The organism is Vreelandella neptunia (assembly GCF_022489065.1).
GTDB classification, from domain to species: Bacteria; Pseudomonadota; Gammaproteobacteria; order Pseudomonadales; family Halomonadaceae; genus Vreelandella; species Vreelandella neptunia_A.
In genome coordinates, this window is sequence record NZ_JAKVTW010000005.1 from 88,042 (window position 1) to 110,991 (window position 22,950).

The window sequence follows — 22,950 nt, forward strand, 5'->3', positions numbered from 1 at the left end:
TTATACAATAGCGTGAGGCACAAAGCAGGAGGAGTCTTTGGTAATGCGGCCAACGTCTTCGCGAATGCCCATGCCACAAGCGCGGTCGCCCACGACCCAACTGCCAATTAACGCGTGGTTGTTACCAAAGCGAGGCATGGGGTGATAGGCCTGGCGAATCCAGGGGCTGTCGGTGTAGGGGCCGTCTACGGCTTCGCGCTGACCTGCTGGCGTGATCAGCTCAATGTTGCTGCCTTCCCGAGAGAAGAACGGCTTGCGCACCCAGCCTGCCGGTAGCGGAGGACTGTTGGCCGTTTCGAAAAACGCCGGTAATAAGTTGGGGTGGCCCTCAAAATGCTCCCATAGCAGGGGCAGAATACCCTTGTTGGAGAGAATCGCTTTCCAGGGCGGCTCAAACCAGTGGGTGTTTAGCTGCGGGATAACCTCGCCGAAGTCGTCATCAGCCATCTCCTCCCAGGGGTAGAGCTTGAACAGGGCTTGGATGGGCTGGTTATCCACGTCGACAAAGTGTTCAGCGCCAGGATTGATGCCAATATCTTCCATATAGATAAACGGCGCCTTGAGGCCTGCCTGCACCGCCACATCCTGCAAGTAGTGCACGGTAGCACGCTCTTCGGCGTTATCTTTGATGCAGGAGAAGTAGAGCGTGCGCGCTTCAATGCGATCGCCAAGGTGGGCCATGGCATTGAGGAGGTGCTCTTGGATCGAATTGTACTGATCCGCATGGCGCGGCAGGATACCTTGCGCGATAGCCTGCTCAAGCCACACCCACTGAAAAAAGCCCGCTTCGTAAAGCGAGGTGGGCGTGTCGTAATTGAGTTCCAGCAGCTTCGCTGGGCCATCGCCAGAGTAGGCAAAATCCATCCGCCCGTAGAGGTGCGGTTGCCCTGATTTCCAGGAGTTATGGATGCTGTCCCACATGTGTTCAGGGAGTGCCAAACGCTGCATTAATGCATTGGAGTGGCAGACTTTATCCACCAGCTCCATGCACATCTCATGTACCGCCTCGGTCGGCGCTTCAATATCCTGCTCTACCTGCTCCATGGAGAACTGGTAGTAGGCGTCCTCTTTCCAGTAAGGCTCCCCGTCGATGGTATGAAAATGAAAGCCCAGCTCATGGGCCAGGGCTTTCCACTCTTTCCGTTCAGGGATATCGATTCGCAGCATGGTGATGGTTGCTGGCGGCTAAGAGCCCCAGCCGCCTCTTGCCGAGGAGCGTGAGCCAAAGCCCCGACGTTGAGAGGTCGCCACCGAGTTACGCATGGCGTCATTACGCTGACTTACGCGCTGGGTCGCCTGATTGGTCGCCGTATTCCAGTTACCCTGGTTTTGACGATTACGGTACACCGGCTCCTGGTAAACCCGCTCGAAGGAGCGGCCACGGTTGGTGTTCGACATCATGCTGCCAACCATATAACCCATCATGGCGGGCATGAACCAACTGCCGCCGGTGCTGCCCGTCGCCGCTTGAGACTGCTCTTCGGTAGGCGCGGTACATGCTCCTTCACCATTTTCAGCTTCGCACTCTTCCAGGGTGCTATAGCGCGGCACAGCTTCCAGGGACGCTTCGTAGGCATCTTCACAGGCGCTACGGGTATAAACATTCTCAGCGACACAGGCTTCAACGCTTTCAAAGCTACGTGGCTCGTCAAACTCGATTTCGGTGATTTGCTCTTCCTGGGGCGGTTGGCCACAGGCAGTGAGACCAAAGGCGCTGGCGCCCATCATCGCCAGGGTTAAGCGCCCGCTGCGCTTGCGGCGGGGCAAATGGGGGGTGTGATCCTGTTTAGACATGCCGACTCTCTCCTTTACCACGTCGTCGTTACCAAGTCATCGAAGCGGCATTGAGTAAGCCGACTGCCACAGCCACGCTGGCCATTAAAATACCGTAGGCCTGATGGCCTTCCGTAATATGCTGAGAGAGGCTTTCACCCTGTTTGCGCAGAAACAGCTTAACGCCAAAGAACGTAGCCAGTTGAACAACAAAAGCAACGACACCCCAAAGCACAAAATCGATAAAGTTAATCGAGTGTGCCATCGCGCTATACAGCGGAATAGTAAAACCAAGAATTGAGCCGCCGTAAGCCGAAGCGGCCGCCGCGTTGCCTTCGCGAATCAACGTCCACTCATGGTGTGGCGTAATGCGGCTGTAGCAGTACATAAAGGCAGCTAGCAGCACTATCGCGGTCACTAAGTAGGCGATAAATGACGGCAAGCCGTAGAGATAGTTCACCATGGTGGCGGTTTCCTTATGTCGTAGGTAAAACGTTTATTAAATAGGCGGTTAGAGATTACATAGCGTCGATATCGACGGAGGCCACATCCACCCCAACGTTGTGCACCACCATAAAGCTGCCTTCGCCATCATTTTCAGCGCTTATCAGCAGGTACTCCATGCGCTCAGTGCCTTGTATGGTGCGTTCATAAAGCATCGCGTGATGGGTAACGTGGCGTGCAGCAATACTCTCGGTGGTCATCACTTGCTCTTCGAAAACCACCGGTGGCGACCAGAGGCTGTCGCTATCTCCCCACAGCCGCTGATAAGTACAGATGCGTGGTTCCTCGGTGGTGGAGGTGAGCGCGACGGTTTGAGCGCCGATGCTGTCGGGCTGCTTATCTTCACCGTTAATCACACCGTCAAATTCGGCATCCGAAAGGTGGGCAACACGGTAAAAGTCGAACAGCTTATATTCAAGCACCTGACCATGTTCGATGTTCGCCTGCAGCCACGTATCGTTATCCAGATAGAAGCGCACCAGGTGCGCCCCCTGGCCTAGATCGACATGCCCGACGGCAGCAATGTGATGGTAGGCATCGTCGTCCCAGCTAAACAGCGCATCGGCGTGGGCGCGCAGGCCAATCAGCTTAATGTTGACGCGACCATCCAGCCGCAAGCCTTCAAGCTGTTCCTGGCTGATGCCCATGGGCAGGCCTGCAGCTACCGGGCGGCCCGTTGTCTGCTCGGGCTGCTTCTGCGTGGTAGCGCGAAAAAGTGCTTTCAGGTTGTTAAGCATGGCCTGCCTCGCTAATAAGCTTGTTTAAGAAGTAACTTACTCTTGTGGAGCGTTTTTCTTGGCTTTCAGGCGGGCTAACACATCGTCGGCTTTGCGCTGGGTACCGCCGATACCTGCTGATTTCAGGCGTGCTTCCAGCGAGCTACCGCTCTCTTCCGCGGCCATCTCGTCGGCTGCGTGCATCTGCGCCGAGTTAAGCTGCTGGCGCTCTTTAATACGCTCCAGTGACTCCATGGCGCTACTCATGGCGCTATTCTGGCCTGAGTGGCGAGATGCCACGGCGGATTGGGCTTTTTGCGCCGACTCTGTGGCTTTCACCACGCTCACCTGCTGCTTCAGCTGGCGAAGCTGGTTGTCGGTGCCGCGAATGGCGCCGCGCAGTTTTTCGATGCTGGCATCGTACTCGCTAACAATCGCGCGCTCTGCTTCCAGGTCATCCTGTAACGCTACCATGCGCTCAGCCACTTCCACCGCCAGTGCTTCTTCGCCTTTATCCAGTGCGGCCTCAGCACTTTTTTCAAGCTCGGCAATTTTGCTTTCCAGCGTGTCGGCTTTATTGCTGTTCAACTGACGCTGACCCATCAGGCGGGTCAGTTCGGTTTTAGACTGGCTAAGGTGATTTTCTGAGTCGCGAATCTCCTGGTCTAAAATTCGCAGGGCTTGAGAATCCACGACGGCTTGTCCGGATTCATTCGCTTTACCGCGCAGGGCGGTCATGATTTTGCTTAACATAGGTAATCTCACTTATACGTCACCGTGGCGGTGACACTAATTGATAACGATGATTGAGAGAATAGACGAACAATGGGTAAATGTTAGGCGAAGTGCGTTTGAATCAGTTCGGCAACTTCCATAGCGGCGCCAGCGGTGGCGTGCAGCTCCGCGCAAATTGACTCGAGTTTGGAGTCGCCAAACAACTGGCCGTAAGCCACATAAACGTCGTGCCCGTCGATTTCGACAATCCCCACGGAAGCTAGCGGTAACGAGATGCCCTGGCGTAACAGCACTTCGTTTAATTCAGCGCTGTTTTTGACGCTGGCAACGGCAACAATGGGTGCCATGGCGATCCACTCATTTTCGCTGCGCGAGAGGGTAATCGGCAAGTTGCCATAGTCGTTGAGCTCCCAGATTAGCGTCTGGTTGGTCTCATCTAAGCTAATGGTCGCTTCGGGCCACTCAATAGCCGCATGTTCATAAGTTTGGGGCGCTGGTTGGCTGACTAACTTATATAACTCGCTGGCAGTAATGCCGCTCGTGACGGTAGGCGTATTCAAGGTGATTTGCTCCATCGTTCGTTAAGTAGTTTCACCTTAACACTTAGTAGAGCAAATGGTTCCTTTTGCCAGAAAAGCCCTAACAAAAGCCCCGCACGCGACGGGGCAAAAGGCTGGGGAGGCGTATGCGGGTAAGGGGAGTCGTTTAAGGAGCCCTGTAAGTGTCATTGAACTGTTTACGCAGTTCATTTTTCTGCACTTTGCCCATGGTGTTGCGGGGTAGTTCATCGACAAAAAAGACCCGTTTGGGCTGCTTATACTTGGCTAGCCGACCGTCTAGATGGCTGATTACCTTATCTTCATTAAGCTGATTTTCTTCAAGGGCACCTTGCTGGCGCACCACCACGGCGGTTACCCCTTCACCAAAGTCGGGATGCGGCAGGCCGATAACCGCAGATTCAGCGACTTGATCAAGCTCGTCGATTACCTGCTCTACCTCTTTGGGATAGACGTTGTAGCCGCCGGAAATCACCAGGTCTTTGTCGCGGCCCACAATATGCACATAGCCCTGCTCGTCGACCATGGCGAGATCGCCGGTAATGAAAAAGCCGTCGTCTAACAGCTCCTCGCGGGTTTTTTCAGGCATCCGCCAGTAGCCAATAAACACATTCGGGCCGCGTATCTGCAGCATGCCAATCTCGCCAAGCGGCACCTCATCGCCGCTTTCGCGATTGGTAATGCGCATCTCCACGCCGGGGAGCGGCATACCCACGGTGCCTGCTCGGCGGGCACCTTCATAGGGGTTGGAGAGGTTCATATTGGTTTCGGTCATACCGTAACGTTCAAGAATCGCATGGCCCGTTTTGGCTTCAAACGCCTCGTGGGTCTCGGCGGTGAGCGGGGCAGAGCCGGAGACGAACAGCCGCATGTTGGCGGTAGCGTCAGGCGTTAGGCGCTCATCCTGAACCAAGCGTGTATAGAAGGTGGGCACGCCCATCATCACGCTGCCTCGTGGCAGCTCGTCAAAAATCACATCAGCATCGAATTTGGGCAGAAACAGCATGCTGGCACCCGCCATCAGAGTGACGTTGCAAGCAACGAACAAACCGTGGGTGTGGAAGATCGGCAGCGCATGGATCAGCCGATCATCGGCGCTGAAGTGCCAGGCTGTGACCAAGGTTTCAGCGTTTGAGGCGAGGTTCTTGTGGGTCAGCATGGCGCCTTTCGAGCGCCCGGTGGTGCCGGATGTGTAAAGAATAGCGGCCAGATCGCGCTCGCCAAGTGCCACGATATCCTCCCGCGGCGCTGCCGTTCGGGCGGTTTCCATTAGGCTGCCGTCGACGGCGCTGCCTAGGGTTGCCACCGCAGGACAGCCCGTTTCAGCGGCAAGCGCCTGCGCCTCATCTAGCAATTTAGGGCGGCAAACAAACAGCGCGGGCTCGGCGTCGTTTAAGAAGTAGCGTATCTCATCGCCGGTATAGCCGGTATTGAGAGGCAAATAGACGCCACCGATGCGTAGGCAGGCCAAATAGAGCAGTATCGCTTCAGGGCTTTTATCCACTTGTACGGCAACGCGGTCACCTTGCTTAACGCCTAACTCGGTTAGCGCGCCAGCAAGCTGCGCACTGATGGTTAGCGCATCGGTGTAGCGATAGCGGCGGCCATCACGGGTGGTAATAAAATCGGCCTCTGCGCGCTCACGCATTTTGGCAGCAAAGGTTTCAAATAGATTGTGGCTCATTTGGTGGTCTCTCCCTTGGCCAGCTTGCGGGCGCGACGAGCGAGGTCGCGCACCTCATTTGAGCAAGCAACGGTCGCCTTGGCGGTATAGTTTTCGTGGTTGCGCTCGATATCGTCCAGCACGTAGAGGTAGTTGACCATCAGGCCGGCGGCTTGTTTAAAGCCCTTATCGGAGATATCGCCCAACCAGTTAATGCGGTGGAGCTCGGCGCCGTTGCCGAGGTGAAAGCGGGCCACCGGGTTGAGCGGCAGGCCGTGGCGGTTCTTCTCTTCGACCAGATAGCGGGCGGCCAGCGGGCGAATGGCGGCTTTGAGCTGCTCTTCGCGGGTTTTATCTTGATGCCATCCCGGCGTTTCAAGCCCTTTGAGCGACTTACGCAGTGACTCGGGAAGCTGCTCATCGTCACGCTGCTCCTGTAACCACTGGGCGAAGCCGGGCACCGGCGAGAGGGTGACGAAATATTTCAGCTGCGGCAGCTCCTGGGAGAGCTCTTGCACCACCTGCTTGATCAAAAAATTACCGAAGGAGATGCCGCGCAGGCCGGTCTGGCAGTTGCTGATGCCAAAGAAAGCTGCGGTATCGGCATCTTCGGGGTCGTCGATACCTTTTTTGCTATAGCTGCTTTCGCCGGAGAGGATGGGCTGAATACGGCTAGGCAAACCCTTGTGGAGGGCCACTTCCACAAAGATTAGCGGCTCGTCGCCAATCGCCGGGTGGAAGAAGGCGAAGCAGCGCCGATCACGAGCATCCAGCCGCCGACGCAGATCGTCCCAATCCTGAATTTCGTGTACCGCTTCGTAGCGGATAATCTTCTCGAGAATCGACGCAGGCGTGTTCCAGTCAATGCGCTTGAGCATCAAAAAGCCGCGGTTGAACCAGGAGCCGAACAGGTGAGCAAAGTCGTCGTCGATGGCCGCCAGCTCTGGCTGTTCGCGCAGCAACGCCAGCAGATCCTCACGCATTTTAACCAGCTCATAGGTACCGTCGCTGGCCAGGTTTAAACGCCGGAAAAGCTCCTGGCGCCGGGGCTCGCAGGCTTCAAACAGGCGCTGTAGCGATTGGTTGTCGCGAACCTCTTGGTAGGCCAGGTAGGCTGCATCAATGGGGCCGGGTTCGGCCGCAAAATCAGCCGTTAGGCGGGTAAAAAAGCTGCTTTTTTCATCCGCCGATAGGCGCTGATAAATGGCCAGAGCACGGCTTGCCAGCGCGATGCTGGAGGCTTCACCATCGCTTTCCAGCAGCTTGTGGCAGGCCTTGACCAACTGCTGATGGTCTGGCGTCACTGTCTCGGGATGGCGCCGGCGCAACAAAGCATCACGCTGGGTGATGTTGTTGAACAGCTCCTGCAAAAACATCATATTCATGATCGAACTCCTTACCCCATGATCAAGTTAGGTAGCCAAAGCGCGATGCCCGGGAAGAGACACAGCAGCAAGATACCCAGCACCATGCAAAGCGCGTAGGGCAAGCTTCCCATCAAAATGTCACGCAGCGAGATATCCGGCGCGATGCCTTTGATAATGAACAGGTTGAGCCCCACCGGAGGGGTGATCAGGCCGATCTCTAGATTGATGGTCAAGATCACTGCAAACCAGTAAGGATCGAAGTTGGCGGCCAGGATAATGGGCAGCAGGATGGGCGCGGTCATGACGATCACGGCCACCGGCGGCAGGAAGAAACCCGCTACCAGCAGGAAGAGGTTAATTACCCCCATCAGCGCCCAGCGATTGATCTCCAGACCGGCAATCGCAGCCGCTACGGTTTGGGTGATAAACATGGAGGAGAGCGCGTATGCGAATACTTCGGCGGTGGCGATCACCAGCATGATCATCACGCTTTCCCGCAGCGAGTCGCGCATGATCAGCTTGATCGGCCCCAACTGCCACATGCGATAGATAAGGATCGCAAGCGCCAAGCACAGAAACGCGCCGACACCCGCCGCCTCGGAAGGTGTTGCCACCCCGCCGTACAAGGCAAACAGGATGCCCGCGACCACGCCCAGGAAAGGCAGTACGCGCACCAATGCTTTCAGATTGGTATCAACATTCTGCTTAACGTTCTGTTTTAGCCGTTCGACGGATTCGGCCATGGGGTTGCTATAACCACCGGCCATTTTACAGGCGAACATTGTCCAGATCATAAACAGGCCTGCGAGCATAAAGCCCGGCACTACCCCAGCAATAAACAGCCGACCAATAGAGGTTTCGGTGGAGATGCCGTAGATGATCATGGTGACCGAAGGCGGAATCAGAATGCCCAGTGTGCCGCCCGCCGCAATACAACCCGCTGCCACGCCATCCGGGTAGCCGCGCTTGCGCATTTCAGGAATACCCATTTTACCAATCGCCGCACAGGTGGCGGGGGATGATCCAGAAAGCGCGGCAAAAATCGAGCAAGCACCGATATTGGAAACCGCCAAGCCGCCGGGCAGTTTTCCCATCCACAGATCCAGCGAGCGATAAAGGTCACGCCCGGTGGGGGAGGAGGCCACCGCAGCGCCCATCAGAATAAACATCGGGATGGCGACAAAGCCAAACTCGGCAATGCGGTCAAAAAAAGTTTCCCCGAAATAGGTGAGCTCTGAGAGACCCCGATCATAGAGCAGCGCCAGCAGCGAAACACCGCCCAGGGCAAAGGCGATAGGGGTACCGATAGCCATCAGCACAATCAATGCGATGCCGACAATGATGCCTAACGTAATAGGATCCATGTTCAGCTCTCCCCACGCAATATTTCAGCCACATACTGCAGCGACAGAAGGGTAGCGCCCACCGCCATGGGCAGCAGCGCTGGCCACAACGGCGGGTTCCACACCGAGCCGGTGGTCCACTCACCGTGGAGCGCCTCGAAGACGTAAATCCAGCTGGCATACGCCAACGCGGCACAAAAACCTAACCCAAACAGTGATGCGATCAAACGCATAATGGTGCGTGTCATGCCGCCTAGCGCATCGGGAACGATCGTAATGGCGACATGGCCGCCGGTCATTAACACGTAGGGGCTGCCCAGCAGCATTGCTCCCGTGACGGAGAAGATGGTGAATTCGGTCTGCCAGCTGGTGCTCATGCCCAGGAGATAGCGAATAAACACCATCTGGCAGATGACCAGTACGCCCGCAATAAACATGGCGCAGGCCAAATAGGCGGAAAGCCGCGAGAGCTTATCCATGACGCGAATGTAGCCGCCAATGATGCCCCCTCGCACGGGGGATTCGTGAGTGGTTGTGGTTGCCATAGTTCCCTCATCCAGCGCAGTAAGCATCAGTGTTAAGCGACCACTCCTAAAGGAATGGTCGCGCCGTTAGGCGTTGCTTACTCGACGGCCAGCGCTGCATCGATAATGGCTTGGCCATTGGGAACGTTCTCGGCGAAGTTTTTGTAGGAGGTTTCGCGGGCGATTTCTAGCCAAGCGTTGTAGTCCTCTTCGCTCATACTGACCACTTCAACACCGTTCTCCTCGTAAAGATCGACCATCTCCTGATCAATCGCCGCAGCCTCTTCAGCGAAGAATTCCTCGGCGGCTTCACCCGCTTCCATTAGCGCTGCTTGCTGCTCTTCATTAAGGCCCTGCCACACCTGCTCGGAAATGAGAATCGGCTCGTACATAAACCACAGCGCGAAGTCGCCGGGTTCGGTCAGGCACTCAACCTGCTCGTAAAGACGGAAAGATATAAACGACATTGACGAGGTGTTGGCGGCGTCCAATACGCCGGTTTGCATCGCGGTGTAAACCTCGGAAGACGGCATTGAGGCGATCGAGGCGCCAGCGGCTTCCAGCATCTCTTCAAAGGCGGGCCCGGCAGCACGCAGGTTCTGACCCTCGACGGTGTCAGGTGAGGTAATGCACTGCTCGCTAGAGGCAAAACCGCCTGAGAGCCACGCATCGGAGAGCACCCGACCACCGCCTTCCTGGATCACCGCCTTGATCATCTCCATATATTCGGAGTCATTTAGACGCTGCGCATGTGCTTGGTTGCGCACCAGGCCGGGCATCAGCGTGGCAGAGAACTCTGGGTGCCGACCGCTGGCGTAATCCAGCGGCAGTGAGGTGATATCCAAGCGGCCTCGGGCCAAAGCACCCCACTGTTCGCGTGCTTTGAACAGCGATTGGCCAGGGTAGACTTCAATGGTTAGGCCCACATCCGCCTCGGCCACGTGACGGGCCATCATTTGCACCATTTCGTCGCGGACATCGCCTTGGCCACCGGGGAATTGATGCGATGCGCGTAGTACGGTGTCGGCAGAGGCGTGTGACGCTGCAATGGCGAGGCCTAGGGCGGCGGCAGTTGAGATCAAATAGCGTTGCATGTGGCGTCTCCAACAGTTGTTGTTGTGTGTTTGGATGAGCTTTTATATGTTTATCAGGCAAGCTGATATATATATCAATAGGCGCTACGTATGCTAATGTCAACTATATGACAGCATTAAAACGGCTACGATGAGTCGCGATCCAAGGAGGTAAAACATGACGGGCACCAAGCGATCCAACGCTCAGCGATTAAGGGATTCACTTGAAGATGACATCATCAATGGCCGCCGTTTACCTGGGGAGCGCCTGGATCCAGAAGCCTTAGGTCGTGAGTTTGAGGTCTCGCGCACCCCTGTGCGGGAAGCTTTTCAGCAGTTGGTGGCCAGTGGCTTGGTCACGGTTTCGCCGAAGAAGGGCACTTTCGTGGCGAAAGTGGGGATTGATCAACTGATCGAGATGTTCGAGGTGATGGCGGAACTTGAGGGCATGTGTGGCCGCTTGGCGGCACGTCGGATTACCGAGCAGGAACTTACGGCACTGCGCGAAGCCCACCAGCGCTGTGAAGCGGCGGCCCTGGCCGGTGACAGCGATGAGTACTACTACGAAAACGAAGGGTTTCACGACTGTATCTACACCGCGAGCCACAACGCCTTTTTGGCCAGCGAAGCGCGCCAGCTTAAACAGCGCTTGAAGCCTTATCGGCGCCTGCAGCTACAGGTGCGCCAGCGGGTGAATAATTCACTCAGCGAGCACCAAATCATCGTCGAGGCCATTGAGCAGGGCGACCCTCTGGCGGCCCAACGAGCGCTGAGCGACCATGTGTTGATTCAAGGTGAGCGCTTTAGCGATTTCGTTTCCAGCGTCCGACGCATGGAAGCGCCGTTAGAACAAACCGGCTAGCTAAGTCTATAGCTAAGTCCCTATCGGTGGGGTAATAGTCCTTGCCGACATTGAGCGCAGGGCAGACACTCTCTCTAATGCTTCGATAGTCCATTAGCGGAGAGAGACCGTGACTCGCCACGTTGCCCTGCTTGCCTACCCCGACTGCCAACTGCTGGATGTCAGCGGGCCCTGGCAAGTGTTTGCCAGTGCCAATGCGCTAAGCCCCCAACCGCTCTATCAGTTGACGCTGGTGGCCGATGCCGTTGGCCCAGTGGCTACCAACGGCGGTTTAGCGATTCACGCCACCCATAGCTACCACCAACTTAATCGTTTACTGCCGCTGGATACGCTCTTGGTGGCGGGGGGCAGTGGCGTCATCCAGCAGCGTGAAATCGTCACTGTGAAAGAAGCGCTGCGCGCGGTTGCCCCTCAAGTGAGACGCCTTGGGTCTATCTGCTCCGGGGCATTTTTATTAGCCGCTGCAGGGCTGTTGGATGGTTGTCGTGTGACCACTCATTGGCGTCATGCTCAGCAATTAGCTGATGAGTACCCCGCGCTAAGCGTCGAGCCCGATGCGCTGTATATCGAAAGCAATGCCCGCTACACCAGCGCTGGGGTAACCGCAGGGATTGATTTAGCACTCTCTTTAGTGGAGGCGGATCACGGCGCGGCGTTAGCCGGGCGAGTGGCCCATGAGCTGGTGGTGTTTCTACACCGCCCCGGTGGCCAGTCCCAGTTTAGCGAAGCACTGCGCCACCAGCAGGATGCCGGCCCGCTACGGCGGCTACTCGATCAGCTTCACGCGGATCCCGCTTCCGATCACTCCCTTGAGCGGATGGCTGATGTGATGGCGGTGACACCGCGGCATCTAACGCGTCTGTTTAAGCGTCACTTGCAGGTTTCACCTGGGGCGTACCTGACCCAACTGCGCCTGGAGCAAGCGCGGCTAGCGCTGCTCAACGAGCGCGAACAGCTATCCCTTGAGCGACTGGCACAACGCTGGCGGTTGGGCGGGGCGGAGCAGTTGCGTCGCCAGTTTCAGCGCTATTACGGCGTGTCGCCCTCGGTTTATCGTCAGCGCTTTGCTTCCTCCCACGCTGATTCCCTTCAGGAGAATCTCTCATGCGGTTAACCGTCACCCTGCTATCACTCTGCCAAGCGCTGTTGGTTACTGGTAATGTCCTGCTGATTGCCGTTTCACCGCTAATAGGCGCTTCTTTAGCACCCAGTGCGTCTTGGTCTACTGCACCTGTCGCCACTCAGTGGTTGGGGCTGATGTGCGCCACGATTCCCGCCTCGCTCATCATGGCCAAGCTGGGTCGTAAACGTGGTTTTATGCTGGGCAATATCGTTGGATTGGTAGGGGCATTGGTGGCGGTTCAGGCGTTGATGAGTGAGCGATTTGGGTTATTCCTGTTAGCCACGTGGCTGATCGGTATCGGCATTGGTTTTGGTCAACTGTATCGCTTTGCCGCTGTGGAGGCCGCCCCTGCGCCGATGCGCGACCGGGCGATTGGTTTGGTAATGGGCGGTGGGGTACTGGCGGCGTTTGCCGGGCCTTGGCTGGCAAGAGTGAGCCGTGAGTTGGGCGATGTGCCATTTCTGGGCAGCTTTGTTGGTTTAGCCGCGCTCTACGCATTGGCCCTGATAGTATTAATGATGACACGACTACCCCCGGCTTCACGCACCCACGGGGAGGGCGTCGGCCTTCCTTTAAGTAAAATACTCAGCCAACCCGCATTTATTGCTGCCGTTACCGCAGCAACAGTAGGCTACGGCGTGATGAACATAGCCATGACCGCTACGCCGTTGGCGATGTCAGGAGCTGGGCATCACTTTAATCATGTCTCAATGACCATTCAGTGGCACGTGGTGGCGATGTTTTTGCCCTCCTTTTTTACCGGCCATTTAACCGCGCGGTTCGGCGCAAAAAGGATCATCGTCATGGGCTGCCTGCTGCTGGTAGCGAGCGCGCTGGTGGCGCAGTTTGATGCTGGCTTAGCAGGGTTTAACGTTGCGCTGATCTTGCTCGGCTTGGGTTGGAACTTTACCTTTCTGCCTGCCACTGGCCTGCTTACCGAATGCTACCGGCCGGAGGATAAAGCGCGCACCCAGGCCGCCAATGAGTTCTTATTATTTGGTACCGTCGCTATGTCGGCATTATTGGCGGGGCCACTGGTGAGTTCTTTGGGCTGGGCAACGCTTAATCTACTGTTGATCCCTGTTTCGCTGATCCCTGTGGCAGTGCTGGTATGGCAACGCCAAAGAGCACTGGCACAGAAGACTTTTTGATGAAGCGTTTGACCGCCGGGTCGATACTCTTTTCAATAACAGCTAGTAATAAAACGCTGGGTAATAGAGTATTTGGTATTTTAATATATAGTGCTAGATATTTAGTGCTTCAATATCTAGCACTTAATTACTTAGTGCCTGAATTCATGGACGAAAGGTTATAGTAAGTCACTAGGCTGGATTTAACGTCTTGGCAGACGCTTTGATAGCAAGGTGGCACTATGACTACCCTCTCTTTATCTCCGGGCTTGTCCAGCCGAGTTAGCTCTTGCTCTTCCTCCGCAAGGTCACTGGGTACCTCTACCCGAGTGCACTCTGCGCAATTGTTGGAGCCGCCCGCATACGTTAAACACTATGACAGTCAGCTGTCCCATTTGGATAACTGGTTAGCCATCATTGCCTTGGTAGGAAAGGTAGCAAGTCGCAGTGGGGCTAATGGAGTGTTGGATCGTGTATCGGAAGTCCAGGATCGTTTTCGTCTTTTACGGGTTCAGCTTGCCACCGCATTGACGGAGGAGTACGCCCGCGAATATGAGATGGTATTGGGGGGCAGAGCGGCGATTGCGGTTGATATGCTGGTGCGTAACCTCTTCGAGCGATCTGCCGATATTGTTTTTCTTGCGACCGACAATCTCCTTCGTGCCTACATGGAGAGTGGCGACGAGACCAGTGCGGTAACTATTAACCAGCATTTGCAGCGCTATGTTGCTAAATACTCCGTTTATGACGATGTAATGCTGCTGGATGCAGAGGGCAACCTGCGTACCCGGCTAACATGTGCAGATGCTGATGTTCCTCGTGATGACGCGCTGTCTGCATCCCTTTCTCAATCTCTTTCTCTAGGGCATGCCGATTACCTTGAATACTTTGCAGCCACCCCTTTAATGACCCAGAGGCATCGGGCGCTGTTGTTTGTTGCGCCTATTTATCAACCGGAAACAACGCCGTCGGCATGCCTGGGCTATCTCGCCTTGAGCTTTAACCTTGATGAAGAGATGCAGGGCATTTTCGAAGAGGTGGCTGACAGCCAATATGAACTTGCCTTGCTAGACAAAGATGGCCGCGTAGTCGCATCTAGCTTACCCCAGCTAAGGCTGGGTGAGTCGATGCAGCAGGTGGGCGTCGCATGCGTTGAAGTCCTTATGCTCGAAGGTAAAGCCTATGCATGTCGGCAAATCTCAGGCACCCCCTATCAAGGGTATGCGGGGCTAGGCTGGCGCTGTATTGCACTGACGGAGCTAGTGGGAAGTGCCAAGCCGCAGTCGCACGAAACGAGCGCATCATCGGTAGCCGCTGATTTAGTGAAAGGGCAGCTCAGCGACATCCGCCAGCAGGCATCCATCATTGCGCAGCAGCTTAATCTTGCGGTGATCAATGGTCATATCATCTCTGTGCGCCACAAGGCAGTTGAGTTAGTGCCGGTGCTGCACCAGATTCGTGAGATTGGCAATTTGACGGAACGGCTATTCGGCGTCTCTATCTCAACCTTAAGCGAAGGAATGAGCCAGACAGCCATTGCCGATGCCTCCATGCGCGCCTTTAGCATGGTCAGTATTCTGGATCGCAACCTGTATGAGCGGGCCAATGATGTCCGCTGGTGGGTGCTGGATGAGCGTATTCGTAGGCAGTTAAGTGCGGCGGCTGATGGCAGTGAGCAGGCGCGCAGTGAAATATCCGCGGTTATCCGCTCTATTAACCGCCTTTACACCGTTTACACCAAGATTTTAGTGTTTGATCGAGAGGGCATTATCGTCGCGGTTTCTGATCAGGCATCCTCAGATATTGTTGGCACCCGGGTGCCTGAGTCACTGCCTTTGGCAGCGTGCTTAACCATCTCCTCTGAACAGGGGTATGTGGTTTCATCGTTTGCTGAGAGTGAACTGTACGCCAATCAACCCACTTATCTTTACTGCGCCCCCGTGATCGACTTTAACAGCCATACGATTGTCGGCGGTATTGCCACCGTGTTTGATGCGACGCCAGAGTTTCAGCAGATACTGGCGGATAACCTTCCCGTCAGAAGTGCGGAATCACTGCCTCCTTTTGCGCTGTTCATCAATGCTGAAGGTCTGGTGATCTCTGCTACGGTGCCCGGCATCTCCTTGCCTTTACTGCTAGATGGCTGCTATGAGGAGGTGCTGGCGTTACGAGATGGCCAGCGCTTGTTCCAACGGCTCGAGTACGAGGGCAACAGCTACTTATGTGCGATGGTCGCATCAATAGGCTATCGAGAGTTCAAACGTCAGGATAATTACCGCAATGATGTCATCTCAATCGCCTGTCTTCCTATCGACTGACCGCTGCTTAATTAAAAATCACCCGGCGCGCACTGCAAGCAGGTAAGCCCCAGGGCACGCCATTGAGCAACCACCGCATCTCTATCATCCAATACTAGCCAGGGTGCAAAACCATCGCTGCGCATGCGCGATAACAGCGCCGCTTTCACCGTTTCATCATCCACATGGTCATCGCCTTCCGGGCGTAGATATATAGCATCAAAAGGAATGGTATGTCGCTCTAACCAGCGCTGGGTATGATCGCGATGGCTGTCTGGGCGACCGCTGCAAATGACGATCTGTTGGCCTTGGGCCTTAAGGATTTTGACCAGCTTGGCGACCGCTTCAATCACCGGTGCTTCGGCCATATGGGCGAAGAAGGGGTCCCACTGTTTTTGACTACCCAACACCCACTCGCTGACATGGTGAGGGTGGAACTCGGCCAAGGTGCCGTCGACATCAACAATTACTGCGGACATGCAAAACTCCCTAAAGTGGAAAAGGTGGTAGAACGAGCATCGGTGCTGAAATGAGGCGTGGTGCAGAGACGTTTTCCTAGTCGCTTGCGCCACTCGCTCAACGGTTGATCAGTGAGGTGAGTAAATAGCGGCACTACGTGAGAGGCGCCCAACTGATCGGCAAGTGCCATCAAATGCGAGGCGCGTAGGTGAACGTTCCAGCGCTGCCAAAGCACGTCGCCTGCGGCCAGCTGGGCACAGCGCTCGGGGGTTAAGTAGCCAGTATGCAGCAACCGATGATCGGGCCACTGGGCGGGAGCGTCGTCGCGATCACTGACCAGCATTAGCGCCGCGTTGGTATCATCCGGGCGTGCAAGAACGCTAGCAATCGCTGCCTCAGTGCCGGGGCGGCGCAGCGTGTCAGGTAGGGCCAGCAGGGCGGCCAGATTAGCGCGAATGACGGCATCTATCGCTAGCGTTAGCCCCCACGCTTTAGCCTCTTCTGTTAGCCATAATGCCATCTCCAATGCGCGCCCGGTGGCGGGCACGGGAAATACGAGGGGCTGCATTAAGTGTTCGCTAATAGCGTGAATACACCCTTGCTGTGATTGGTCGTAAACACCGTACGAGGCATCCAACAAGGCAATCCCGGCGGGTGGTGGTGTGTCGAAGGGAAAGAGCCTTGATTCGAAACAGGCATCGCCGCTGTAAAAAACACCTTCTGCCACCGCTAAATGCAGCCAAACGCCCCCCAGGGAGTGCCCCGCCTGGCCGGTGGTGACGGTGATACCTTCCACCTCTATGGTGCCGCGCTCTGGCAAGGGCCGCCACTGCCTGTTCTTTGGCAGTGCCTTGGCCACCAGTGGTGTGCAGTAAAGCGGTAGCTCAGCGGGCAACTGCGCGACACCACCAATATGATCAATATGGTCGTGGCTAATCAAAACGGCATCCACATCCAAATCGTTCGCCCAGGTGATTGGGTCGCCGGGGTGCAGCGCACCGCCTGCATCCAGCAGCAGACGCTTACCCTGGGTTTCCACTACTACTGCGGCGGGCCCCTTGTCGCCTAACCCACTGAGAACATTAATATGTACACTCATTGATCGGGCTCCATGCACCAACCCTGATCCAGACTAACGGCGACCTGGCTGCCTACTTTAGGAGCGGTGCGATGGTAAGCCAGCAGGGTTTCGCTGCTGGGCAGGCGCAGGCTGAGCTCATATCGCTCGCCACGAAAAATCACGTTCTCTACCTGGGCGGTGAGTTGATGTGCGGAGGGCAGTTGAGTGGCAATCTGGATATGCTCGGGGCGCACCAGTACCGCCTGGGTACGTTCAGATTCTGTGGCGTTTAGCCCGCGCATAAGGGTGGCGTGCTCAAGAAGCTTTCCTGGGCTACCGGCAGCAACCTTTAGCTGGCTGCCCTGGCCGATAAAGCCCGCCACCCAAGCAGTGCGGGGTTCGTGGTAAAGCGTTTGCGGTGTGCCCCACTGCACCAGTTTGCCCGCTTTCATCACGGCGATTTTATCTGCCAGTGCCATGGCTTCGGTTTGGTCATGAGTCACATAGACCAGCGTGGCTCCTGTGCGCTGGTGAAAGTCGCGGAAGCTGTGCTCCATGGTGGCGCGCAGGTGACGGTCAAGGTTGGCCAGTGGCTCATCCAGCAGTACAACGGAAGGGTCGCTCACTAAGCAGCGTGCCAAAGCAACGCGCTGGCGCTGGCCACCGCTAAGCGCCTGGGGCATACGCTCGGCGTAGGCTTCAAGCTCTACTAACGCTAACGCTTGCTGAACGCGCTGTTGATACTCGGTGCCACGCAAGCCGCGCAGTTTGATCGGATAGCCGACGTTATCGGCAACGCTCATATGTGGCCACAGCGCATAGGATTGAAAGACCATTGCCATGTCGCGCTGCTCTGGCGGCACATGGGTCTCGGGGCTTGCCAGGGTGCGACTGCCCAATTGAATCCTGCCCCCATTCACGCTTTCAAAGCCCGCCAGCATCCGCAGCATGGTGGTTTTGCCGCAGCCGCTAGGGCCAAGCAGGGCAACAAACTCGCCCGGTTTAATCTCCAGCGACAGCTCATCTACGGCAACGTGTTCGCCAAAGCGTTTGGTGACACGGTCAATGCTTAGCCCTGCTGCGCTTAAACCTGATGTGTTTCGCTCTTCTGTGTTTAGCCCTGCCATGGAATGACTCCTTTAGGTAGCCGCGGTGCCAATAGGCTGAGGGCCAGCATCAGCGAGGCGACCATGATCACTACCAGCACCGAAACCGCAGCGGCCAACACACTTTCGCCGCCTTGATCTAAGTTGAAAATCAGCACGCCGAGGGTTTCGTTACCGGCGCTCCATAGCAGCGCTGAAACGGTAAGTTCGTTAACGGCCAGTAAGAACACCAGCAGCCCGCCGGCAAACAGTGCGGGTGCTACCAGCGGTAAAATAATGCCGCCAAGTCGCCGCCAGGGGCCTGCTCCCGCTAGTTGAGCGGCCTCTTCAAGGGAAGGGTCTAGCTGAGCCAAACTGGCTGCTACTGGTTTGACGCAGACCACCAAAAAACGCGCCAGATAAGCGACAAAAATCAGCCCCAGGGTGCCGTAAAGCGCGACATTGATAATCGGCAAAGGGCGCACAAATAGCAGAATGCAGGCAATCGCCAGCACCACGCCGGGAAGTGCGTAGGGAATCTCAATGGCACTGAGCACCACGCCGCGCCAGCGATCCGGCAAGCGCTGCAGCCGGTAAGCTAACGGTAGGCTCAATAACATCAGCACCACCGCCGCGCTGCCCGCCAACCATAGGCTGTTACGCACAGCTCGCCATGTTGCCCCTTGGCGACCCACCACTTCGGCGTAGGCGTTAAGCGTGGCAGTATCGGCGTTAAGCGGTACACCCACCGCGGGTACTAGCGAGCTAACAACGAGCGCCAGCAGCGGCGCGACTAAGATAATCAATAAGATGCCGACCAGCGTGGCCGTTACCAGGGTGCGCCAGCGGCCAAGGGTAAAATCATGGGATCGGCCACTATGACCACCCAATCCAAACCGGCTGCGGCCCATTAAGTGTTGTTGCAGCGCGACGCCCGCTAAGGCCAGCAAGCCAATCAATAACGACAGGGCGGCCATTTCCGCTAGAACGCCAGTACCAAAACTGGCCATTCGCTGATAGATCAGCGTTGGCAGCACGTAATAACCCGCTGGAATGCCCAGCATGGCAGGAATGCCGAAGTTACCGAGGCTGGAAATAAACGCCATTGCGCCCCCGGCGATTAAGCCGCTGCGGGTCACCGGCAGAATAATATGTCCCCACACCTGGATCTGTTTGGCACCGCTAATGCGGGCGGCTTCAATAAGCTCGCGAGGCAAAGAGAGTAGGCTAGTGCGCAGGGCTAGAAACACCAGTGGCGCACTTTGAATACCTAACAGTAGGGCGATACCTTCTGCCGAGTAGAGGGGTTGCGGGCTACCCATTGGCGGCGCCATACCAATACTTTTAAGGAGCGGGCTGGCAGGCCCGAACAGCTGTAGCCAGCTTAACGCGGTAACTTGAGGGGGAATCATCATCGGCAGCATGAAGCAGAATACTAGCCATGTTTTGCCACGCACATTGGTCAGCGTGATGGCAAAGGCAAATAGGCTACCCAGTACCAGGGCGATCAACATGCCGAGCCCAGAGGTATAAAGGCTATGCCACAGTGCTCGCCAAGTGCTTGCGCTGTTGAGCACTTGCCACAGCGGCGATTGACGCCCCTGGGTAAGGTCGCTCAATGCTTCTATCAGCAAGCGTAAGCTAGGCGCCAAGCTTAGTAGCACAATGCCGATCAAAAGGCTTGAAAGCAGCCAGCGATGCTGGCTGCCGTACGTTTTGTCATAGCTCAGGGCAGGCGTCATGATTACCCGCCGAACAGGTCGCTAAAGCGCTGTTTGAGCTCGGCTTCTTGCGCTAATGTCTGCTCAATATCAACCGGCATCAGGGTAATGCTATCCCGCTCAGGGAAGCCTTCTGGCGGGGTAACGTCGTCACGGGCGGGCAGGTAGCCTTGTTGGCTGACCAATTCCTGGCCTTGTTGAGAGAGCACAAAATCGACAAACTTCTGTGCCGCATCCAGGTTGTCGGTGTCCTGCATAATCGCGACGGGTTCGGTAACCGCGCTTACGCCCTCTTCGGGAAATACAAACGCTACCGGTGAGCCTTTGACCGCTTCACGGATAGGCAAAAAATCCACCACGATGCCGTAAGGCTTGGTTCCAGCGGCGACCGCGTTGAATACACCGCCATTACCGCCCTGTGCTTCGGTGCGGTTTTCTTGAAGCGACTCGTAATATGCCATGCCAAGATCAGGGTGGGCGCTAATCGCGGCCATGTGGATCAGCGCCGCACCGGAGTAGAGCGGGCTCGGCATGGTGACCATGCCTTCGTAGTCTGGCCCCAGCAGGTCTTGCCAGCTTTGCGGCTGATGCTCGGCGCCGGTGTTATAGACAATACCGGTGGTGATTAGCTTAGTGCCGTAGTAGTAGCCTTCCGGGTCATATAGCTCGGCGTCATAGCCGCTGCGCTCGTCGCTTAAATAAGACTGCAAATGCCCCTCCTGCTTGAGCGACTCCATGGTCATGCTGTCGGCAATCAGCAGCACATCGGGGTTACTCACCCCAGCAGAAAGCTCCGAGCGCAGGCGTGTCATTAGCTGCGTAGTGCCGTCGCGCACCCACTCAACTTCGATATCTGGATAGGCCGCTTGAAAGGCATCAACCGTCTGCTGGGCATCGCTGTTGGGCTGACTGGTGTAGAGCGTCAACGACTCGTTCGCAACAGCCTGAATAGAAAGGGAAAAACTGGCTGCCGCAACGGCTGTAGTCAGAGCAGAAACCGGAATAGATAGCAGGGGGCGCTTCAACATGGGTAAATCTCCAAGGAGTGAACCCCACCTAAGCTACTGTCATCTGCTTACAACAAAGTGACAGTACGCTTTCGTTTAACATTATGCGGCTTTCGTTTGCCGCACTTTCTGCTTTCGTTGTGCTGAGAGGGTCTATGCGCCAGTTCGAACGTCGACAACAGCTTTTGCAGCGAATCCACTCTCAAGGGCGGCAATCGGTAGACAGCTTGGCAGGTGAGTTTGGTGTTTCTGTGCAAACCCTACGTGGGGATATTCGTCACCTAGCCGATAAAGGGTTGGTACTGCGCCGCCAAGGTGAGGTGCTGCCGTTTCCCGAGCAGGAGAACATCGGTTATGACCAGCGTCAGATCGTTAATGTGGCGGGTAAACGACAAATTGCAGCCCGGGCCGCATCCCTGGTGCAAGACCATCAGGCGCTGTTTTTAGGCACCGGAACGACGGTTGAGCAACTGGCAGATGCGCTTAGCGACAAGCAAGGCCTGCATATCATGACCAATAACCTGCATGCGTTGATCAAGCTGTGCCAGCTGAAGTGCGAATTAGTGGTGGCCGGTGGGCGAGTGCGTCGTCGTGACCAGGATGTGATTGGCGGCGATGCCTGGCGCTTTTTTCAACGCTACCGTGCTGATGTGGGGATTGTATCGGTGGGGGGGATGGATAGCCATGGACAGCTTTATGACTACAACGACGACGAAGTGATGGCCCGTGAAGCGCTGTTGGCTCACTCAAGTTACCGTGTGCTGGTGTTGGATAAAACCAAGTTTGACCTGCCGCTACGCTGCTCTGCGGGAAGGCTTAGTGATTACGATGCCGTGGTGACCGATGTGCCGCTGCCAGACAAACTACGCAGCCCCTTGGCTGCTCAAGGCGTTCGGTTTATGGGTTAGGACGAACGCTAACTGTGCCAGTATGGGGCAAACGAAGGCGTGCAAAAGAGGAGCGATATAAATGCTAGACAACCTAAGCCATAGTGCCCTGGCTGGTCAGCTCTGTGGCTTGGTGGCTCTGGTGATATGCGTAGTGGCCTTTGCCAGCAAAAACGATGATCGCCTATTGGTGTTACTGATTTCTGCCAATGTGGCGTTTGCGCTGCAATTTGTCTTTTTCGAGAGCTGGACAGCGGCTGCGCTAACGGTGCTTGTGATAGTAAGGATTGTATTGGCTCGCCGTTACCTGGGAAGTAAAGCTTTGATGGCGGGTGTCTTGCTGGCCAGCGGTATCGCCGCCGCCTTCACATGGCAAAGCTGGGTGGATATGCTGCCGCTGGCGGCCATGGTGCTGGGAACCGTTGGCATGTTTTTAATGCGCGGCATTGCCATGCGGGTTTTTCTGGGGCTGGCTGCCTTTGCCTGGATGCTCAACAACCTGCTAATTGGCACGATCGGCGGTACGCTTGCGGAAGGTCTGATTGTGGTCACCAATATCATCACAATCATTCGCTTAGTGCGAGCCAGACGAAAATATCCTGACGTTTTTGAGGGGGTAGAAGAGCCTGGTGCTATCACCAAAGACGGTCAGGACTAACCCATTAGCTCTTTGCATCCTGCGTTAACAGCGAGCGTACCTGCTATGCTGGAAGACTGATGTTAAACAGCTGATTTTGAAAAAAGGAGGTAAGAGACCATGGCAGGTGGATGGGCAAAAGATGGCGCCGAGCAAGAGCAGATGGAAAGTACTCTGGACGACGCGGTGCGGCGTGCGCGTAGCCAACTGCCTCGTGGCGAAAGTCTTGAGACTTGTGAGGAGTGTGGCGACCCCATTCCCGAGGCGCGTCGCAAGGCTATTCCCGGTGTGCGCCTCTGTGTGGCGTGTCAGGAAGAGCAAGATAAGACACAGTCCGCTTTTAGCGGCTATAACCGCCGGGGCAGCAAAGACAGCCAGCTGCGTTGAGCGTATCTCACTAAACAGAATGGGTAATACATAGATCTGT

General features: G+C 56.0%; 23 protein-coding genes. 7 read left to right on the forward strand and 16 right to left on the reverse strand.

Annotated elements, in window-relative coordinates; genetic code table 11:
* From MLE19_RS09410 to dctP, 11 genes are all read right to left on the reverse strand, one after another.
* Positions 1 to 1,167: a glutathionylspermidine synthase family protein gene (locus MLE19_RS09410; protein WP_240717922.1), complete on the reverse strand. Its 1,167-nt coding sequence runs from the start codon at positions 1,165 to 1,167 to the stop codon at positions 1 to 3.
* An 18-nt stretch (positions 1,168 to 1,185) separates the two neighbouring features.
* Complete coding sequence (locus tag MLE19_RS09415; RefSeq protein WP_008959361.1) at positions 1,186 to 1,794, reverse strand: DUF1190 domain-containing protein; 609 nt, start codon at positions 1,792 to 1,794, stop codon at positions 1,186 to 1,188.
* Positions 1,795 to 1,822: 28 nt separating this feature from the next.
* Positions 1,823 to 2,236, reverse strand: coding sequence for a DUF350 domain-containing protein (locus MLE19_RS09420; RefSeq protein ID WP_240717923.1), 414 nt, complete (start codon positions 2,234 to 2,236; stop codon positions 1,823 to 1,825).
* A 55-nt stretch (positions 2,237 to 2,291) separates the two neighbouring features.
* Entirely contained in the window at positions 2,292 to 3,014 is a 723-nt protein-coding gene (locus MLE19_RS09425) for a DUF2491 family protein (protein WP_240717924.1), read from the reverse strand.
* A 36-nt stretch (positions 3,015 to 3,050) separates the two neighbouring features.
* Entirely contained in the window at positions 3,051 to 3,746 is a 696-nt protein-coding gene (locus MLE19_RS09430) for a PspA/IM30 family protein (RefSeq protein WP_240717925.1), read from the reverse strand.
* A gap of 83 nt (positions 3,747 to 3,829) precedes the next feature.
* Positions 3,830 to 4,288 carry a DUF2170 family protein gene (locus MLE19_RS09435; protein ID WP_240717926.1) on the reverse strand — a complete coding sequence of 153 codons (459 nt, stop codon included), beginning with the start codon at positions 4,286 to 4,288 and terminating at the stop codon, positions 3,830 to 3,832.
* A 145-nt stretch (positions 4,289 to 4,433) separates the two neighbouring features.
* A complete protein-coding gene (locus MLE19_RS09440) occupies positions 4,434 to 5,969 on the reverse strand; it encodes a malonate--CoA ligase (RefSeq protein ID WP_240717927.1) in 1,536 nt (511 codons plus the stop codon).
* A complete protein-coding gene (locus MLE19_RS09445) occupies positions 5,966 to 7,333 on the reverse strand; it encodes a malonyl-CoA decarboxylase (protein ID WP_240717928.1) in 1,368 nt (455 codons plus the stop codon). Before MLE19_RS09445 ends, MLE19_RS09440 begins: the two co-directional genes overlap by 4 nt.
* Positions 7,334 to 7,344: 11 nt before the next feature.
* Positions 7,345 to 8,679, reverse strand: a complete 1,335-nt coding sequence (locus tag MLE19_RS09450) for a TRAP transporter large permease (RefSeq protein WP_240717929.1) — start codon at positions 8,677 to 8,679, stop codon at positions 7,345 to 7,347.
* Between the two features lie 2 nt (positions 8,680 to 8,681).
* Positions 8,682 to 9,203, reverse strand: coding sequence for a TRAP transporter small permease subunit (locus MLE19_RS09455; protein ID WP_240717930.1), 522 nt, complete (start codon positions 9,201 to 9,203; stop codon positions 8,682 to 8,684).
* 77 nt (positions 9,204 to 9,280) lie between these two features.
* Positions 9,281 to 10,276 (reverse strand): TRAP transporter substrate-binding protein DctP, encoded by a 996-nt coding sequence (gene dctP, locus MLE19_RS09460; protein WP_240717931.1) that lies wholly within the window; start codon positions 10,274 to 10,276, stop codon positions 9,281 to 9,283.
* A 157-nt stretch (positions 10,277 to 10,433) separates the two neighbouring features.
* On the opposite strand from dctP, the gene MLE19_RS09465 reads away from it, so the two are divergent.
* The 4 genes from MLE19_RS09465 to MLE19_RS09480 all read left to right on the forward strand — a co-directional run bounded on the left by MLE19_RS09465 (position 10,434) and on the right by MLE19_RS09480 (position 15,688).
* Complete coding sequence (locus MLE19_RS09465) at positions 10,434 to 11,117, forward strand: GntR family transcriptional regulator (protein ID WP_240717932.1); 684 nt, start codon at positions 10,434 to 10,436, stop codon at positions 11,115 to 11,117.
* Between the two features lie 109 nt (positions 11,118 to 11,226).
* Positions 11,227 to 12,231 (forward strand): GlxA family transcriptional regulator, encoded by a 1,005-nt coding sequence (locus MLE19_RS09470; RefSeq protein ID WP_240717933.1) that lies wholly within the window; start codon positions 11,227 to 11,229, stop codon positions 12,229 to 12,231.
* Complete coding sequence (locus MLE19_RS09475) at positions 12,222 to 13,391, forward strand: MFS transporter (protein ID WP_240717934.1); 1,170 nt, start codon at positions 12,222 to 12,224, stop codon at positions 13,389 to 13,391. The genes MLE19_RS09470 and MLE19_RS09475 overlap by 10 nt, the downstream gene beginning before the upstream one ends.
* Positions 13,392 to 13,612: 221 nt before the next feature.
* Positions 13,613 to 15,688, forward strand: a complete 2,076-nt coding sequence (locus tag MLE19_RS09480; RefSeq protein ID WP_240717935.1) for a cache domain-containing protein — start codon at positions 13,613 to 13,615, stop codon at positions 15,686 to 15,688.
* An 11-nt stretch (positions 15,689 to 15,699) separates the two neighbouring features.
* Here MLE19_RS09480 and MLE19_RS09485 read toward each other — a convergent pair whose 3' ends face one another.
* Genes MLE19_RS09485 through MLE19_RS09505 form a run of 5 tightly spaced genes read right to left on the reverse strand, consistent with a single transcriptional unit; the run spans position 15,700 to position 21,020 of the window.
* Positions 15,700 to 16,146 carry an HAD family acid phosphatase gene (locus MLE19_RS09485; RefSeq protein ID WP_240717936.1) on the reverse strand — a complete coding sequence of 149 codons (447 nt, stop codon included), beginning with the start codon at positions 16,144 to 16,146 and terminating at the stop codon, positions 15,700 to 15,702.
* The gene (locus MLE19_RS09490; RefSeq protein ID WP_240717937.1) at positions 16,134 to 17,225 is read right to left on the reverse strand and encodes an MBL fold metallo-hydrolase; all 1,092 of its coding nucleotides are present in this window, start codon (positions 17,223 to 17,225) and stop codon (positions 16,134 to 16,136) included. The genes MLE19_RS09485 and MLE19_RS09490 overlap by 13 nt, the downstream gene beginning before the upstream one ends.
* A complete protein-coding gene (locus MLE19_RS09495; RefSeq protein WP_240717938.1) occupies positions 17,222 to 18,313 on the reverse strand; it encodes an ABC transporter ATP-binding protein in 1,092 nt (363 codons plus the stop codon). Before MLE19_RS09495 ends, MLE19_RS09490 begins: the two co-directional genes overlap by 4 nt.
* Positions 18,301 to 20,013, reverse strand: coding sequence for an ABC transporter permease (locus MLE19_RS09500; RefSeq protein ID WP_240717939.1), 1,713 nt, complete (start codon positions 20,011 to 20,013; stop codon positions 18,301 to 18,303). Before MLE19_RS09500 ends, MLE19_RS09495 begins: the two co-directional genes overlap by 13 nt.
* Positions 20,014 to 20,015: 2 nt before the next feature.
* The gene (locus MLE19_RS09505) at positions 20,016 to 21,020 is read right to left on the reverse strand and encodes an ABC transporter substrate-binding protein (RefSeq protein WP_240717940.1); all 1,005 of its coding nucleotides are present in this window, start codon (positions 21,018 to 21,020) and stop codon (positions 20,016 to 20,018) included.
* Between the two features lie 134 nt (positions 21,021 to 21,154).
* Here MLE19_RS09505 and MLE19_RS09510 point away from each other — a divergent pair, with 134 nt between their 5' ends.
* The 3 genes from MLE19_RS09510 to MLE19_RS09520 all read left to right on the forward strand — a co-directional run bounded on the left by MLE19_RS09510 (position 21,155) and on the right by MLE19_RS09520 (position 22,910).
* Positions 21,155 to 21,907, forward strand: coding sequence for a DeoR/GlpR family DNA-binding transcription regulator (locus tag MLE19_RS09510; protein ID WP_240717941.1), 753 nt, complete (start codon positions 21,155 to 21,157; stop codon positions 21,905 to 21,907).
* Positions 21,908 to 21,968: 61 nt separating this feature from the next.
* Complete coding sequence (locus MLE19_RS09515) at positions 21,969 to 22,544, forward strand: YgjV family protein (protein ID WP_240717942.1); 576 nt, start codon at positions 21,969 to 21,971, stop codon at positions 22,542 to 22,544.
* A 99-nt stretch (positions 22,545 to 22,643) separates the two neighbouring features.
* Entirely contained in the window at positions 22,644 to 22,910 is a 267-nt protein-coding gene (locus tag MLE19_RS09520) for a DksA/TraR family C4-type zinc finger protein (protein WP_240717943.1), read from the forward strand.
* Positions 22,911 to 22,950: the final 40 nt, after the last annotated feature.